The organism is Aquamicrobium terrae (assembly GCF_052978165.1).
In genome coordinates, this window is sequence record NZ_JBRKLZ010000002.1 from 66645 (window position 1) to 83484 (window position 16840).

Sequence of the window (16840 nt, forward strand, 5' to 3'; positions counted from 1 at the left end):
GGACTTACGCGCAGAGGCAAGTCACGGGCGAAATTGCAAGAATTGGTCAGAATTGAGCAGAATTGATCGGTGGATTCATTGGCCGCCATGACCCTATCGTAAGCCGGATTTGATGCGGCACTGACGATCCTTCCGCCACGCGCCCCGGTTCGCTTGGTGGAATGTCGATATGGAGAGGATTGACCGGCGCGATGCCATGAGGGGGCGCCGCGCCATCGATCTTGCAACACTCTCTCGCCGCACAGGCAGTGGTTGACCGTTCTGATGGGACGGTTCGTCCAGGCGAGGGTGAGCATGGCCAATTCTAGCGTTCGATTCCGGAATGGGGTCGCTTCTGGATGGGGTGGGGCCCTATCGGCCTCGCGCCTGTCACGGCTCATGCTTCTCCTTGCGGTCCTGTTTGCCGGCTTGGGTTTCTCCGCACCAGCGCAGGCGCAAACGGCCACCGTCACCTGGGATTCCGCATTTGTCATGGCTTACGGTGGCCCCGGCGGATTCCTGTCCAACGGCGATTCCGTCGACATTGGCACGACGGTCACCTTCGACTTCGCCTTCCCTTCCGGATGGACGTATGCGTCGCGTCCGAGCGGCTGCAACATCGTTCACGACAGCGGTGACAGGTGGCAGGCGACCATCACGGAAACATGTCATGTCTCCGGCTATGAAACCTCAATCACGATGATGGGCATAGGGTCGACCGAACTGGTGGAGGGGGAGCACGGCTTCTTCGATATCGTGCCGAACGGTGGCGATAGCCCGTTCAGCTTGACGCTGGAGTCTGGCACCGTGCCGACAGGCATGAGCTTCAATAATGGCACAGTGTCGGGCATTCCGAGCCAAGAAGGAAGCTTCGACTTCACGGTCAGCGCGACGAACGGGTACGGCCATTCTGTATCGCAAGCCTTCACGCTGATGGTCGCCGGTCCGAACACAGGGGGACCGACGATTGCCAGCATCTCGCCGCGTGCCGGCCCGGCCGAGGGCGGCACAAGCGTGGTCATCACCGGCACGAACTTTACCGGCGCGACCGAAGTCAACTTCGGCGGAGAGCCGGTCTTCAGCTTCGTGGTCAACAGCGCCACGCAAATCACCGCCAGCACGGCGCCGCATGCGCAGGGCACGGCGGACGTGGAAGTGGTCACGCCGGGCGGCGGGGCCACGGCGCCCGGTGCCTTCACCTTTGACGCTCCGGTGGAGCTGCTTCTGTCGATCAATGACGTCACCGTTGTCGAAGGTGACTCTGGCACCACCACCGCCACGTTTGAGATAAGGCTTAACCAGCCTCTTCCCCAGTTCAGGTCTGTTACATTCGACATCGCCACGGCCGATGGCACCGCGATTGCCGGGGTCGACTATGAGGCCGGCAGCGGTACCGGTATCGACATGGGCGCGGGCAACGCTGTCAGAACTTTTGCCGTGAGGGTGAACGGCGACACGCTCGCTGAGCCGGACAAGACCTTCTTCGTCAACGTGACCAACGTTGTCGGCGCAACGGTGGTCAAGGCTCAGGGTGTCGGCACGATCCAGGATGACGACGCAGCGGGACCGACGATCACCGGCATTTCGCCGAACGCCGGCGCATACCCGACGATCGTCACCATCACAGGCACTGGCTTGACCGGACCCTCGATGGTCCTTTTCGGCGGTGTTGTCTCGGCAAGCGTCACCGGCGTTGACGATAACACGGTCCTCGCGGAGGCGCCGCCGCATCCGGGCGGGGTTGTCGATGTCGAGGTTTATACCGATGCTGGTCTCGCCTTTGCGCCGGCAGCGTTCACGTTCGACAATTCGCCGCCAACGGCAAATCCCGTCTCTGCTACTGTAGCCTATGGCAGCAGCGGCAACCCGATAACGCTGGACATAACCGGCGTGCCGGCCAGCTCGGTCGCCGTGGGCACAGCTCCGACAAACGGCACCGCGACCGCCTCGGGCACAACGATCACCTATACACCCAATACAGGCTATGCCGGTCCGGACAGCTTCACCTATACCGCTACCAACGCCGGTGGCACATCCTCGCCAGCGACGGTGACGATCACCGTCGTCGATCCCCCGCTGCAGGATTTCGCCTTCACGACGGAGTTCGAAACGCAGCTGAACCTAAGCGTGGTAAACGACGGGGTGTCACACTATTTTCTGGTGGTCGCCCCGACACATGGAACCATCGTTCTCAACGCAGATGGATCGGTAACCTACACGCCAAACGCCGGATTCTCTGGAACGGATGAGTTCCAGTACGACACCGGCATATATGGTGACAACACCGGCACAGTCACCATAACCGTCAACCAGCCGACGATCACCTACACGCCGACCAACCCGCCCGCCGGCATCGTGGGCGCCCCCTACAGCCAGTCCATCGCGGGGGGCGCGAGCGGCGGCACGCCTCCTCATACCTTTGCCCATGATTCAGGAACGATGGTGCCCGGACTGACGCTGGCCGCGGACGGAACCCTGAGCGGTACGCCCACCATGGCAGGAACGTTCACCTTCAGCGTAGTCGCAATCGACAGTTCGACCGGAACGGGTCCGTTCAGTTCGGCGCCGGCTGACGTGTCGGTGACGATTGGGCAAGACGCGCCGACGATCACCGACGTCTCGCCGAACACCGGCCCGATGGCGGGCAGCACGATGGTCACCATCACCGGCACGAACCTGAACGGCGCGAGCGCCATCAGCTTCGGCGGCGTGGCCGCGGCCAACTATACGGTCGAGAGCGCGACACAGATCACGGCGATGACGCCGGCTGGATCGGCCGGCGCGGCGGACGTGGTGGTGACGACACCAGGCGGCAGCGCAACGCTGGCGGACGGCTTTACCTATGAAGCACCGGTCGCTGCGCCGACGGTCTCGTCCGTCGCGGTTCCGGCCAACGGATATTACCGGGCTGGCGACATCCTGTCCTTCACGGTGGATTTCAGCGATAACGTCATTGTCGACACGACCGGCGGTACGCCGCGCATTGGGCTGACAGTCGGCACCGCCACACGCTACGCCGACTATGTGTCCGGAAGCGACTCACGCGCACTCGTCTTCCAACATGTCGTCAACACCGGTGACCGGGACCTGGACGGTATTGCGATTACGGCCATCGATGCCAATGGCGGCACCTTTGCAAGTGCTGCCGGGGGCATACCGGCCAACCTGACACTCAACAACGTTGGTAGCACCAGCGGCGTCCTCGTCGATGCCTTGGCACCGACGGTGATCTCCAGCGCGGTCAGTAGCAGCCCGGCATCGGATGCGACGACGGTCGGTTTCGACGTGACGTTCTCCGAGCAGGTAAATGGGGTCGATCCGTCGGATTTCGTGCTGACGACAACTGGTTCCGCCACGGGCACAGTTGGCGGTAACGGCACTGCGGATGGTGTGACCTACCATATCAATGTCAGCGGCATATCCGGCACCGGCTCGCTGCGCCTCGATGTTTTGGCCGATGGATCGATTACCGACCTGGCCGGCAATCCGATGACAGCCCCGTTTGCGTCCGGTACGCCATGGGTGCGTGGTGGTTCGACAGATGCGGCGCTGGCGGGCCTTGCGCCGAGCGCAGGCATTCTGGATCCGGTGTTCGACCCGGCAACGGCCGACTATGACGTCGCCGTCGACCGCGCGACCGACAGCATCACCCTGACGCCAATGGCGGCCGATGCCAATGCGACGATCACCGTCGCCGGCCAGGCGGTTGCTTCCGGCAGCGCGAGCCAGGTGATCGCGCTGGCGGTGGGGGCAACGGCGATCCCCGTCGTCGTCACGGCCGAGGACGGCACGACGACCCGGACCTACACCGTGACGGTCACCCGCACGGTGTCCACCAATGCAACGCTGGCAGGACTGACACCGAGCGCCGGCGCGCTCGATCCTGCGTTCGACTCCGATGCGCTCGACTATGCCGTGGCGGTCGCCAATGCCGTCGATAGCCTGACGCTGACGCCGATTGCCGATGACGCCAACGCGACGATCGTCGTCGACGGGCAGACGGTGGCATCGGGCAGCGCCAGCCAAGCGATTGCCTTGTCGGTCGGCCCGACCGCAATTCAGGTCGTGGTCACGGCCGAGGACGACATGACGACGCGGACCTATGCGGTGACAGTCGAGCGGGCGCAGCCAGTGCCGACCGTCGTCTCCCGCGCGATCGAAATCAATGCGGGCGAGACGGTATCAGTCGACCTCACCGAAGGCGCGAGCGGCAGTCCGTTCACGAATGCGGCGATCGTCGACCTCTCCAATGCCGAGGCCGGCACTGCCCGGATAGAGCGTGACGGCCAGAGCTATCGCCTCGTCTTCGCCTCCAGCTCGACCTATACGGGCGGGACGGATATCCGTTTCACCCTTTCCAACGCCACCGGAACGTCGGCGCCCGGAACCATAGCGTTCACGATCCTCGGGCGGCCGGACCCTTCGCAAGACCCGGAGGTGATCGGGTTGCTGACCGCGCAGGTCGATGCCGCCAAGCGCTTCGCACAGGTGCAGACGCGCAACTTCAACGACCGGCTGGAGCAGTTGCACAACGAAGGCGACCGGCGCAGCAACAGCATGAACCTGCGTCTCGGCTACAATGCAAAGGAAAAGCCCGGCGATCGCGAAATCCGGGAGTTGGTCGAAAAGGCCCACGAGACTCCCGGTCTCCTCGGCTATGCGCCACAGAATGCCAGCGGATCGGGAAGCGGCGCCCTCGCCTCGGATGAGGAGGCTCCCTCCACGAGTTCTATAGGCAATGACGGCATGGACCTCGGGCCCTACGCGATCTGGACAGGCGGCTACATCAACTTCGGCGAGAGCAACAGTGGCAGGCTCGATCTCGACCACACGATGGTCGGGGTCAGCGCCGGCGTCGACCATCGCTTCTCGCAGAAGTTCATCGCCGGCTTTGGCGTCGGTTTCGGCCGCGACCGCACCGACGTCGGCGCCAACGGCACGCAAAGCACGGGCCATGCCTACAGCGCGGCTGTCTATGGCAGCTACAAGCCGTTCGACAATTTCTTCCTCGATGGTCTCGTCGGCGGGAGCTGGCTCGATTTCGACAGCAGACGCTATGTCACTGCGACTGGCGACTTCGCGACCGGCAAACGGTCAGGGCATCAGGTCTTCGGTTCGCTGACCGCCGCCTACGAATTTCGTGACGAAACCTGGCTCGTCTCACCTTATGGGCGTATCGAATTGTCCCGCACATGGCTCGAAGGCTTTGCGGAAGACGGCGGGGGCGGTTTCGGCCTGCGCTACGGGGATCAGAGCATCGACACGGTGTCCGGCGTGATCGGCCTTCGCGCGGAATACGCCTTCAAGACGAACTGGGGCTCGCTGACACCGGGAGCGCGTGTCGAATACACACATGATTTCGCCGGGTCGAGCCGGATCAACCTGGGTTACATCGACCTCGATCACCTGCCGTACCGGCTCGATATCCAAGCCTCGAACCGGAGCTACATGACCCTCGCCCTATCACTCAAGGCACAACTTCCGCAGGACTGGACCCTGGGGTTCGACTACCGCACTGCGTTCGGAAGCAACCAGCGGGACGATGCCTTCGGGCTGGAAATCGCCAAGCGCTTCTAGGAGACCTGTGCGCGGGTCGTTGTGGACGGCGGTGAGCGCCATTTTAAGCAAGGGCTGCACAGCTATCTCCTGCCCAGTCAGCCATTGGCTTCTGGCACGGCATTGAAGGTTTTATGTCGCTGCTGCGACGATGCTGATGGTGCGTTTGAAGTTGTAGGCGATTGCGGTGAGACGAATCTGCACGCCGGCTTTGGCAAGGCCTCGCCATCGCATTCGGCGCAGGCCGTAGCTGCGTTTCCAGGTGCCGAAGATCTTCTCGATGCGCCCGCGGACACGATGGATCGGCTGGTTCCAGGCATCGAGCCGTCTGAGCGTCTCGGCTTCGTCGCGTCCCCACATGCCTGTGACGACGATGCGTGGCGTGCCACCTTTGGTTCGAACCGCATCGCCGAAATGGTTGCCTTGGTAAGCGCTGTCGGCGAAGACTTCACCCGGGTTGTCCGGCAGTGCATCCGGACCGGCTTTGCCATCATTGACGTTGGTGGGCGTGATGGCAACCTCTTCCACCAGTGCCGTCTCGGCATCGGCGCCGACGTGAGCCTTGAAGCCGTGCACGGCCGCCTTGCCCTTGTGCTTGACCCAGCGCGCATCGCCGTCGCCCTCACTGGCCGAGGCGATGATGGTCGCATCGACCAGCGTGCCGGTCTTGACCGTGATAGCCTTGACGATGCGCGCCATTTTGTTGGCCAAGGCTATGGCGACGACCCTGAAGGGTCGGCGGCCAAGCAATGCCAAAACCCATGGTGAGCCCTTGGTGGTCCTGCCCCACCGCAAGACCGCATGGGCTCCAATAATCAGAAGACGCCGTATGTACTGATCGCCCATCTTTGAGATTTTGCCGAGCCGATCCTTTCCTCCGGTGGATTTCTGCCGCGGCACCAGGCCGAGCCATGCCGCGAATTGTCGGCCGGAAGAAAAAGCCGACGGATTGGCCACCGTCGCTGCCAGTACACTTGCCGTGATCGGACCGACGCCTGGAATCGTCTCGAGCCTGCGGCTGGTTTCGTTCTGCCGATGCCATGCATGAATAGCTTGATCGAGCGTGCCTATCTTCCCTTGGATATCCTGCAGGTGATCGACAATCACTCCCATGCAACGCCGCATGAGAGGTTCAATGCGCTCATTCGTGTCATCTTTGACGATCGCGATAAGCTCCTGAACTTTCGGAAGCCCCAGCGCTGCGACAATGCCGACTTCTGCCAAGTGCCCGCGTAAGGCGTTCACCAGCATCGTGCGTTGCCGAACAAGAAGATCGCGGGTGCGATGAAGCATGATGACCGACTGCTGCTCGATGCTCTTGACTGGAACAAAGCGCATCGTCGGACGTGTCACTGCTTCGCAGATGGCTTCTGCATCGTTGGCGTCATTCTTCCCCCGCTTGACGTATGGCTTTACATAGCTCGCCGGCATGAGCCTCACCTCGTGCCCGAACGCCATCAATTCCCGAGCCCAGTGATGGGCCGTGCTGCATGCCTCCATACCAATGCAGCAGGGACGTAGCGCGCCAAAGAACGGAAGCATTTCGGAGCGTCGCAGGCGCCGGCGGACGACAACGCGACCATCGCCATCGATGCCATGGACTTGAAAAACGTTCTTGGCCAAGTCCAAACCGATTGTCTCTACATGCATTGTGGGCTCCTTCCTCGCTTCGCTGCTGCCAAACACCCGCGCTCAAAGGATCGCGCGGGGCGCGGAGAACATCCACCTCATCAGAACAAGGTCTGTTCAAAATCGATGGGATGGAAGGCTCCCGCTCCACCGGTGCTAAATAGGCATCGGTTAGGATGGACAAACAGGGAGCGTTCGAATGGAAGAGATTTCTACCGTTGGCATCGACCTTGCGAAGTCGGTGTTTCAGATTCATGCGATTGATGGCGCCGGCAATGTTATCGTCCGGCGATAGTTGCGACGCCAGCAGGTGTTGAAGTTCTTCGAGCAGCTGGCGCCTTGCTTGATTGAGATGGAGGCGGCCGCATCAGCAAGCAAGGAAATCGATATATCCGGCAGTTACTGATCCTCGGTGCGACATCGGTGCTGCGATACGTTCGCCACGACAGAGACGGAGGGGCATGTTGGGTTGGCGGTCTGCTGCGGCGTCGAACGCCGAAGGTTGTGGCCGTCCACACACGAACGTACCGACCTGCCCGAGCTTGCGCGGTTTGTCCTCGAAGCAATGGTCAGCCTGGTCTGCGACCTAGCTCAGCGCCTTCAGGCGATCGAGAAGAAGCTGATCTCCTGGCATTACCGAAACGATCTCTCGAACCGGCTGGAGACCATCCCCGGGGTAGGATTCGTCACGGCTTCGGCGCTCGCTTCGATCGTTCCTGACCTGGCGGCTTTTAGATCGGGGAGGCATTTCGCTGCTTGGCTTGGTGCCGAGACAGAACTCCTCGGGAGGCAAGTCGCGCCTCGGCCACATCAGCAAGCAAGGAAAGGCGCTGCGCGAGAGTAGAACGCAGATGGCTATTATTAATAAACGCACATTAATCAATTTTGCATAAAAGGATGATCGGTTTCGAGTTCCGCAATATAGTATAGAAGCTTATGAAATAGAAATATCTAATTTGACCATTTCGAATAAGAAACACCACTGCGGTCTCTACTAGATCTCATCAAAAAGATCATGAATTGTTTCAATGGTAGAAAGCCGACGCCGTCGAGTTGGTCCGGACAGTTCGACGACGCGCGTTGCAATGAGATGTGTCAGTGCAATGACTGCACCATGGTCGTAAAGCGGTCCGGCTGATGCGGTCTGGCACTGAAAATGCCAGCTGGTTCCAGGATAACTGACGCTACCGCTGTCTGCTATCAGCGCTACCGAAGCTCCGGTCTTCACCAGAAAATCCATCATTGTATCAAATGTAGCGATCTGACGCCGTAGTCCAAAGACGATAACGCAATCTTTTGGCTCAATCCCGGCGACGTGTTCGGCCATCGTGTGCCCTGCCTGTGGAAGCACGACGACGCCTTCCAGAATCTGCAGCACTTGCCAGTGAAGATATGTTGCGAATGAATGGCTACTGCGAAATCCGATGATCCAGACTTTGCGCGCCGTCATCATGGCCTGCACAAGAGCATCGATCTGGGGAAGGGTTATCGTGCTCAGGGTCCGGTCAATGTTGACATGCGCCTGGTACTGGTGTGCGTGCAGAATCTGCTCAGGCCCATCTGAAGGAGAAACCACCCGGAAGATCGCTGCACCGGATTCCTGGTCCGACCTTACGTGCCGACGGGCTTCATCGTAATTCGTATAACCTAGGCGCTGAATGAAGCGTGATACGGTTGCATTGGATACATTGGCCAGTCGCGCCAGTTCCGATGCTGAATAGCTGGCAATCTCGCCGGGAAACGTCAGAACGAATTCTGCCAGTCGACGCTCCGTGGGATGCATCTCATGCAGCTTCTCTCTAACGCGGTGCAGGAAAGATTTCTCTTTGCGTGATTTCATGAACCGCATCCATGGAAAATCCTTTTCATATACAATAGCCCATGATCACCAGAGTCGGGAACCGAAAATATGCGCATTCTTTTGGATTGTCTTTGTAATTTTGCGAACTGCCTCAAGCGAAACGCACAGGGGGCACCATGTTCAATCTTTTTTATAGACACATATCATGAAAAATGCTTTTCTTGAAATTGATAACCGAATTCGTTCGGCTGTCGGGAGAATGCACAGCAGAAGGCACATTCCGCGTTGTTTTCCGTTCGCTTGGGAAGGAATTTCCTCGCCAGGTGCTCGAAGAGGCATGTCCAAATGCCCGCACCGGAAAGCGTTTAATGCGCCATCGCTATGGGAGGATAGCAATGCAGACGAGTTTTCCATCAAGTCCGCCGCATGCAACCGAGGAAGAGCGAAACAGGACTTTTCGCAAGGTTGCGTGGCGAATTCTTCCATTTGCAACCGTTGTCTACATCTTTGCATGGCTCGACAGAGTCAATGTCGGCTTCGCAAAACTCACTATGCTCAGCGATCTGGGATGGAGCGATGCGGTCTATGGCGCGGGCGCAGGAATCTTTTTCTGGGGCTACTTTCTCTTCGAGGTGCCGAGCAACCTGCTGCTTCAGAAGATCGGCGCGCCCAAGACAATCATGCGGATTGCCCTCGGTTGGGGCGTCGTATCGGTTCTGATGGCCTGGTGTTCGCAGCCATGGCATTTTTACGTGCTTCGATTTCTGCAGGGCGCATTCGAGGCGGGTCTTCATCCAGGGTTGATCCTTTACCTGACCTTCTGGTTGCCGGCTCACAGGCGCTCCAAGGCGATCGCTGTCTTCATGTCCGCTTCACCGATTGCGCTTTTGATGGGTTCTCCGCTTGCCGCTTACATCATGACCAGCATGGACGGCGTATGGGGGCATGCGGACTGGCAATGGCTGTTCATAATTGAAGGCATTCCATCGATCATACTCGGGCTGTTTGCAGTTTTCGCCATGACTGCGAAGCCGTCGGACGCGAAATGGCTTAGCGCCGATGAGAAAGCCCAGATTGCATATGAATTAAAGCAGGAAGCAGAGGCAAGCGGTGAACGCGAACATAAACTCAGTCAGGCACTTCGCTCTAGAGCGGTGTGGATCCTTATCCTGACCCTTTTCTGCATCATCACCGGAAACGCGACGCTCTCGTTTTATGGACCAAGCCTTGTGACCGCTGCAGGCATTGATGACCTGAAAACCGTAGGCTGGATCATGTCGGGCATATTCCTCTTCGGCTGGGCGGGTATGATGGTCAACGGGTGGTTATCTGACCGGAACCGGGAATCGCGCTGGCACACGGCTTGCGCCGCTGCTATTGGCGCCACTGGCCTCATTCTGGCAGCTCTCGCGCAGAACGCCGGAAGCTCGACGGGCGTAATCGCAGCCCTAGCCATCTCGGCTGCTGGTACTATGGGGTCCATTCCGGTGTTCTGGAGCCTTCCGCCACGATTTATGTCAGGTACAGCTCTGGCAGGCGGTGTTGCCGTGATCAACTCGATAGCTAATCTGGCCGGCTACTTCGCACCGCAGTTTCTGGGTGCCATCAAGACTGCGACAGGCGCTTACTCGACGGGTCTGTTCATCATAGCAGGCGTTGAACTGATCGCGGTGCTGCTCATCCTGTTGTGCATTCAGGCAGATCGGGAAAGTGCCCCCGATGGAATAGCGACACCAGGACCGGCGAAATCACATTGAAGCGAGAAACCAGGGCCATGTGGCCGCCACCTCACCTGCTTGGCCCGCATTCGAAACAACAGGAGAATCTGTTTTGACAAAGACAGCAGAAACCCGACCCGACGCCGGACCTAAATTGCCACGCGAAACGTTTTTTGATCGCTCCATGGATCTGCCCGACGAACTGGTTTACGGCACAACCGATATCCATATTCATGGAGGTCCATGGCTGAAGTCGTGCCCGGGGCGGCTGGATCCCTTCCAGATTGCCGAGCAAGCCAAGGCGGTCGGGATGAAAGGGATCGTGCTCTATGACCATACTCTCGGGGTTAGTTCAGGCACGGCGCAGCTTGTGTCGCGCCAAGTCCCCGGTATTGAGGTTTTCGGTGGCATCATCTTGACGTCGAACCTCGGCGGTCTCAATCCGAGGGCAGTGAAGACCGCACTATACTATGGTTCCGGCGCCCGGTTCGTGCATTTTGGTGCACATTGCACCCACTATATGGCAAGCCATGAGGGCAGCTACGTTGACGGGAAGCCTGTCTATTTCAAGGATCGCTACCCCAAGTTTGCAAAGGATGAGCTTTCGCGCGCAATTCGCATTCCGCTTGAAGGGCAGATTGGGGATGATCTTGCCGAGATCCTGCGGCTCATTGCAGACCACCCGCATGTTCATCTCAATACCGGCCATATCTCCGCAGAGGAAGCGATCCGGCTTGTGGACCTCGCGCTTGAATTCGGGATCAGGAAGATCGTTGTGGCGCATCCTTGCCGGGTACGGCTCTCGACCGAACAGCAGAAAGGCATGGCGAAAAAAGGCGTGATGCTTGAGGGATGCGTGTCTGACTGGATGTTCCATCGGGGATTACCACGCTCGAACTATTATGTTGAACCGGAATGGGCTGACCAGATCGCAGGTATCGCCAGCGCACCAGAGGCGTTCAGCGGGATCGTACCGTGGGCGCGCCAAATCCGGGAAATCGGAATAGAACACTTCGTTGTCGGAACAGACTATGGCATTCGTTCAGGGCCAACGCCGGCAGAAGGTATGCGTATCCTGGTCAGTTCGCTTCTCGATCTGGAGTTTACACCTGAAGAAATCCACACACTGGTGAAGACCAATCCCGAACAGCTTCTCGATATGAGCTAACATTTTAGTCAGAAACAACAGACCAGGAAACAGTGACGTGATACGGCGCCCGGTATCTAGGGCGTCGACGCTGCCTGGTGAAAGTCCCCAATGAAACCTTTGCTTTTGATAAACCCGAACACCAACTTCAATACCACGACAGACATGACGATGATCGCTCGCCGCGCGTCCCTGCCGGGTCAGTCGCTGGAGGGCGTAACCGTAAAGCGTGGCGCTCCCCTGATTCATGATGAAGAGATGCTTTCTCTTGGTGCGACTGCAGTCCTCGAACTTGTACATGCGATCGACGTTACACAATATAGCGGTTTGATCATTGCGGCTTTCGGGGATCCTGGTCTTGACGAATTGAGACAGACTATATCGGCTCCGGTGACCGGTATTGCGGAAGCCGGTATTCTCGAGGCCGCCCGGGGTGAACGGCGGTTCTCCATTGTCACCACAACGCCGCGGCTTGTTTCGGCCATCAACATTCGTGTCGAAAGGTACGGATGTCAGAGAACATTCGCCGGGATCCGGCTCACCGACGGGGACGTCAACGACGTTATGAGCGACCCGGTGCGGTTGGAAAGGGCACTCGCTGAGGCCTGCGACAGGGCGATCGTGGAGGATGGTGCTGAAGCGATCGTCATAGGTGGCGGTCCTCTTGCCGTTCATGCCGAAGCACTGCAAAAGTGCTTCTCTGTCAACATCATCGAACCTGTTCCTGCGGCTGTCAGACTCGCAAACACACGGGCCTATTCCGGCGCGAGTCTGGATCTTCAGACGTCTTCCTGACTGGCCTCTTTGTATCGTGGTTTACTTGATCAAATGCATCGACGTGCACCCGTCCAACGCATTTGCAAAATGAATGTATAATATAGAAATATTTAATTTCCGAGTTTACACGACGACACCTATAAGACGTGGAATACGTTGCCCTGTTACAGATTCGGCGGGCCTGACGAGTGAGCTCGTTTTCGCACTCGTGACCGGTGTATATTAATGAGTTCCATGTCGGAACGGGAAGATATCGCATATGAGGCGGCCGCCTCGCATGAAAGAAGAACCATAGTCACGGCATAGCGAACCGGGTTGCATCCTCTCTTCTTCTGTATCCGCACTACCGACTGTTATGGCTCTCCAACCTTTTCTTTTTCGCCGGGGTCTGGACCCAAACACTTGTGCTCGGCTGGCTGGTGTTTGAATTTACGCATTCCGAGATTTCGGTCGCAATCTTTACTGCCGCACGCCTCTCGCCAATGATGCTGGGCCCGCTCTTCAGCTTCGCGGACCACTAAGAGCAATCTTGAAGCTGCATTTGCCTGAGCATCGCCCTCTCATAGCTTCGGGGATCAACGTGCCAGTAGAGTACCGTGACGATGGCGACGCAGGTGAGATGCAGCATCCAGCCAGCGACGAAGCTGCCGGTGAGGTCGTGCAGGACGGCCACGGCCCATGGCGGAATCGCCGCGATCAGAAAGCCACCGCCCTGCATGAGCGCCGACAGTGCGCCGGCCTCAGTCGGATCGGGCAGATGGTCGAGCGCCACGATCATGGAAAGCGAAAAGCAGCCGCCCAGCCCGGCGCCCAGCAAGACCGCCCACACGACCGGCGTGGCTTCCGGCCGGAGCGCGAGCGCGGCAAAGCCCGCCGCCTGCATGGCCAGCGTCAGCCACAGCCAAGGCCGGCGATCCTCGCACTTGCCGGCGAGGATTGGCAGCAGTAGGGCCGCGCATGCCTGGGCAACCGCCATGATTGCCAGCAGGCCACCGCTGGCGCCATCAGTCCAGCCATGCTCCTGGTAAGACGGTGCGAGCCATGCCACCGCCGTTGAATAGCCGCCGTTGACGAGGCCGAAACAGGCCATAAGCAGCCATGTCCGCGGCCGTTTGAGCAAGGCCGTCGTCGCGTTGCCGGCGGCCCGGCCCACGTCGTCGCGCGGCAAGCAGAGAATGGCAAGAACGAGGGCGGCGAGCGCCGGAATCGTCATCCACGCAAGCCCGAAATGCCAGTTCCGCGCGCCGCCTGCGATCAACGGCGCCATCTGCGCTCCCAGTGCCCCCCACCCATTAGCATCGCCGAATAAAGCCCCGTGACAAGGCCGACATGGTGGGGAAATTGCTGCTTGACGATACCCGGAAATATCCCTTGCACGATCGCCGCTCCGACCCCTAGTAGCGCCGCGGTTCCCACCATCTGCCAGCCCGTCGCAACGAACAGGCGCAGGAACGAACCGAGGGCCAGCACCGCGAGCGCGGCGATGACCGAGCGCCGCGCTCCCACATTCGCCCTCCAACGAAGGGCCGACGAATGCGAACACCCCCATCAGCACCATCGGCACGAGGGTCAGCAGCGCCATACCCTGCAGGTCGAGGCCGGTTCCGGCGCTCACGGCGGTGGCAAGCGGGCTAATGCCGGTGATGAACGGTCTGAGATTGAGGCCGACCAGTGCGACGACGGCAAGCAGCATGACGTTGGCCGCCGGGGAATGACTATTATGTTCCATATGCCTATGCCGGTCTATCTTGAGCCCGCTTCCACTCGCCATAAAGGTCCTGATGCTGTTCCAGCCGGACCGGCAGGTAGCGAATCTTCATCGACTGCTCGGCGAAGGGTTTTGCGAGATCCGCGTAGATGGCCGCCGTCGAAAGGCCGTAGGGCGCGCCGTCGTCGTTGGAGTAAGCGTATATGACTTCGCTAATACCGACGAGCCGCATCGCCGCCATGCACATCGGACACGGATGGCCACTGGCATAGACTGCGCCGCCTTCGAGATTTGGCGAGCCGATCTTGCGGCCGGCCGCGCGCAGCGCTGTCAGCTCCGCATGCGCAGTGGGGTCGTTGGTACTGTGGATGTCGTTCACACCAGCCGCGATGACCTGGCCGTCCTTAACGACGACTGCGCCGAAGGGGCGGCCGCCCTTCGCGATATTGGCACGCGCAAGTTCGATAGCCTCGCACAGGAAGCGCTTTTCATTTTCCATGGTTCTCTCCGTCTTCTCAGTGCGCGCCCGCCGCAACGAGGATGTCTGCGATCTCCCTGTAGCCGCGGCTGCGCGCATGCTGCAGCGGCGTCACGCCTTCGCCATCCGCGAGATTGACATCGGTCCCGGCCTCTACGAGAAGCGCGACGACTTGCTGGTGGCGTTCTCCGCCATCACCCAAAATGATCGCTTCCAGAAGCGCGGTCCAACTCAGTTTGTTGACATGATCGACGTCGACGCCGGCTTCAATCAGCGTGCGCACGGTCTCGACATGGCCACGTTCCGATGCGGGGATGAGGGCGGTGCCGCCATAGCGGTTTGTGCTCGTCAGATCGGCTCCATGCGAAAGCGTCATTTTCAGGATTTCGAGATGGCCGCGCGCGCCGGCATAGAGATAAGGACTGTCCTCGATATTGTCCTTGGCATTGACGTCGGCGCCGGCCTCGATCAGCGCCCTGGCGGCGTCTATAATGTTTTGATGGGTCGCGACCAGCAGCGCGGTCGCGCCGGTATTATCGCGCGCGTCGATCTTCACGCCTTCGGACAGAAGCTTGTCGATGGTGGCGACGTCGTCCCTGGCCGCCGCCGCATGCAATGGGGTTTCGCTCATGGGTTCTCCTGACGCAATAAAGGAAACGGATGCCAGCGCCAGAAAGGCGGCACTAAGAATGATCGAACGACGAAGCATTTTGTCGCTCCTCTCGCTTTAACGTGTTTGTCGATTGGCCGGCGCGAAAGGGACTCACGGCACCGTCCCGGCACGCCATTCAGATAGGCTCGACCTGCCTTATTTTGTAATTAAATATGTAGATTACTACTATTATTGAACTGAATACCCGCGCCCGATGCTGCCCTGCCCGCGGCGTTGCCGTCACGATTGTCCGGGTATGTCAAACCTGCCAGAGAGGATGGCGCTCATATCCTCTACCAATTCCGAAACCGGTCCCGTGGTCTCCCAAGCATAGATCGAAACCACCATAGACGGCTCCATGCCGAACGGTGCATATTGGCGGACATGGCGGCCGGCCGTCGTGCCGATCGGCAGAAGCGACAGGCCAAGCCCTGTCTCTACGGCGACAAGGACATTGTGAAGGCTGCTACCCGAGAAGGCGATGTACCAGTGGCGGCGCTCGCGCTCGATGCGCTGGAACATCGCCTCGCGGTAGAGGCCACCCGGCGGGAAGGCGACCAATGGAACAGGATCGGGCCATTTGCCCGCAGCATCCGCACTTTCGAACCAGGCCATGGCTTCGGGGAACGTCGCCCGGTAGTCGGAACTGGCGGCCGGTTCCTTGACGATGACGATATCGAATTCACCACCACGATAGCGCCGCGCCAGGTCGCGGCTCAGCCCTGCGGTGACGTCGAGACGGACTTCCCGGTGGCGCTTGGCGAATTCCCCGAAAGCCGCCGCCATCGCTGTGCTGACGATATCCTCCGGAAGGCCGATGCGGATGGATGTCGTGCCCGCCGGATCGCCGAGGACCGTTTCCGCCTCCTGCTGGAGCGCGAGAATACGACGGGCATAGCCCAGCAGTCGCTCGCCCGCCGGCGTCGGCCGAATCGGACGTGCGGCACGGTCGATCAGTGCCTGCCCGACCGCATCCTCCAGCCGGGCGAGTTGCTGGCTGATCGTGGACTGTGTCATGTTAAGGCGCTCGGCCGCCTGGGTGAAGCTTTCGGTATCTGCAATCGTGACGAAAGAACGAAGAAGGCGAGGATCGAGCATCTTTCCCTCGGGATACGTTGGCAGAAAGGGAGGCGGCGGTGGGCCGGCCTCATGATCATTTATATTCACGTTTGTAATGTCCAGCATTTATGCATTTAATTTGCAGATGGAATAGATCAAGCCTGCTAGGCCAACGTGCCGCGCAGTGGGACAATCTCCATTCTTCCCGCCCGTAATAACGTTTACGGTCAGGACTTCGGTAACGGAGCATCCTAGCCAAGCGATTTTGGGCGAGCGTAATCGCGACGCTCGGCCCGAGCCTCTGAAGGCGAGATGGTTATGCCGCCGGCATCACAC

9 protein-coding genes and 4 pseudogenes are annotated in these 16840 nt (G+C 59.5%); 6 read left to right on the forward strand and 7 right to left on the reverse strand.

Annotated elements, in window-relative coordinates; genetic code table 11:
* Positions 1–378: 378 nt before the first annotated feature.
* Positions 379–5556, forward strand: a complete 5178-nt coding sequence (locus tag ACVCNR_RS17545) for an autotransporter domain-containing protein (protein WP_447075780.1) — start codon at positions 379–381, stop codon at positions 5554–5556.
* A gap of 111 nt (positions 5557–5667) precedes the next feature.
* Here ACVCNR_RS17545 and ACVCNR_RS17550 read toward each other — a convergent pair whose 3' ends face one another.
* Entirely contained in the window at positions 5668–6225 is a 558-nt protein-coding gene (locus ACVCNR_RS17550; RefSeq protein WP_447076649.1) for a transposase, read from the reverse strand.
* Positions 6202–7185: pseudogene (locus tag ACVCNR_RS17555) on the reverse strand (IS110 family RNA-guided transposase); the annotation flags it as partial. The pseudogene ACVCNR_RS17555 and the gene ACVCNR_RS17550, both read right to left, overlap by 24 nt.
* A gap of 178 nt (positions 7186–7363) precedes the next feature.
* On the opposite strand from ACVCNR_RS17555, the pseudogene ACVCNR_RS17560 reads away from it, so the two are divergent.
* Together ACVCNR_RS17560 and ACVCNR_RS17565 are read left to right on the forward strand one after the other, a co-directional pair.
* Positions 7364–7519 (forward strand): annotated as a pseudogene (locus ACVCNR_RS17560) (IS110 family transposase); the annotation flags it as partial.
* Positions 7520–7813: 294 nt separating this feature from the next.
* Positions 7814–8057 (forward strand): annotated as a pseudogene (locus ACVCNR_RS17565) (transposase); the annotation flags it as partial.
* 101 nt (positions 8058–8158) lie between these two features.
* Here the strand turns inward: ACVCNR_RS17565 and ACVCNR_RS17570 are convergent.
* On the reverse strand, positions 8159–9004 hold the full coding sequence (locus tag ACVCNR_RS17570; protein WP_447075782.1) for a MurR/RpiR family transcriptional regulator: 846 nt from the start codon (positions 9002–9004) through the stop codon (positions 8159–8161).
* Between the two features lie 182 nt (positions 9005–9186).
* Here ACVCNR_RS17570 and ACVCNR_RS17575 point away from each other — a divergent pair, with 182 nt between their 5' ends.
* The 3 genes from ACVCNR_RS17575 to ACVCNR_RS17585 all read left to right on the forward strand — a co-directional run bounded on the left by ACVCNR_RS17575 (position 9187) and on the right by ACVCNR_RS17585 (position 12625).
* The gene (locus ACVCNR_RS17575) at positions 9187–10722 is read left to right on the forward strand and encodes an MFS transporter (protein ID WP_447075784.1); all 1536 of its coding nucleotides are present in this window, start codon (positions 9187–9189) and stop codon (positions 10720–10722) included.
* A gap of 73 nt (positions 10723–10795) precedes the next feature.
* Positions 10796–11851, forward strand: coding sequence for a DUF6282 family protein (locus tag ACVCNR_RS17580; protein WP_447075785.1), 1056 nt, complete (start codon positions 10796–10798; stop codon positions 11849–11851).
* A gap of 90 nt (positions 11852–11941) precedes the next feature.
* Positions 11942–12625, forward strand: coding sequence for an aspartate/glutamate racemase family protein (locus ACVCNR_RS17585; RefSeq protein ID WP_447075786.1), 684 nt, complete (start codon positions 11942–11944; stop codon positions 12623–12625).
* Positions 12626–13124: 499 nt separating this feature from the next.
* Here the strand turns inward: ACVCNR_RS17585 and ACVCNR_RS17590 are convergent.
* The 4 genes and pseudogenes from ACVCNR_RS17590 to ACVCNR_RS17605 form a co-directional block, all read right to left on the reverse strand.
* A pseudogene (locus tag ACVCNR_RS17590) lies at positions 13125–14336 on the reverse strand (cyanate transporter).
* A gap of 4 nt (positions 14337–14340) precedes the next feature.
* Positions 14341–14814, reverse strand: coding sequence for a nucleoside deaminase (locus ACVCNR_RS17595; protein ID WP_447075787.1), 474 nt, complete (start codon positions 14812–14814; stop codon positions 14341–14343).
* 16 nt (positions 14815–14830) lie between these two features.
* The gene (locus ACVCNR_RS17600) at positions 14831–15424 is read right to left on the reverse strand and encodes an ankyrin repeat domain-containing protein (protein ID WP_447075788.1); all 594 of its coding nucleotides are present in this window, start codon (positions 15422–15424) and stop codon (positions 14831–14833) included.
* A gap of 261 nt (positions 15425–15685) precedes the next feature.
* Positions 15686–16543, reverse strand: a complete 858-nt coding sequence (locus ACVCNR_RS17605; protein ID WP_447075789.1) for a LysR family transcriptional regulator — start codon at positions 16541–16543, stop codon at positions 15686–15688.
* Positions 16544–16840: the final 297 nt, after the last annotated feature.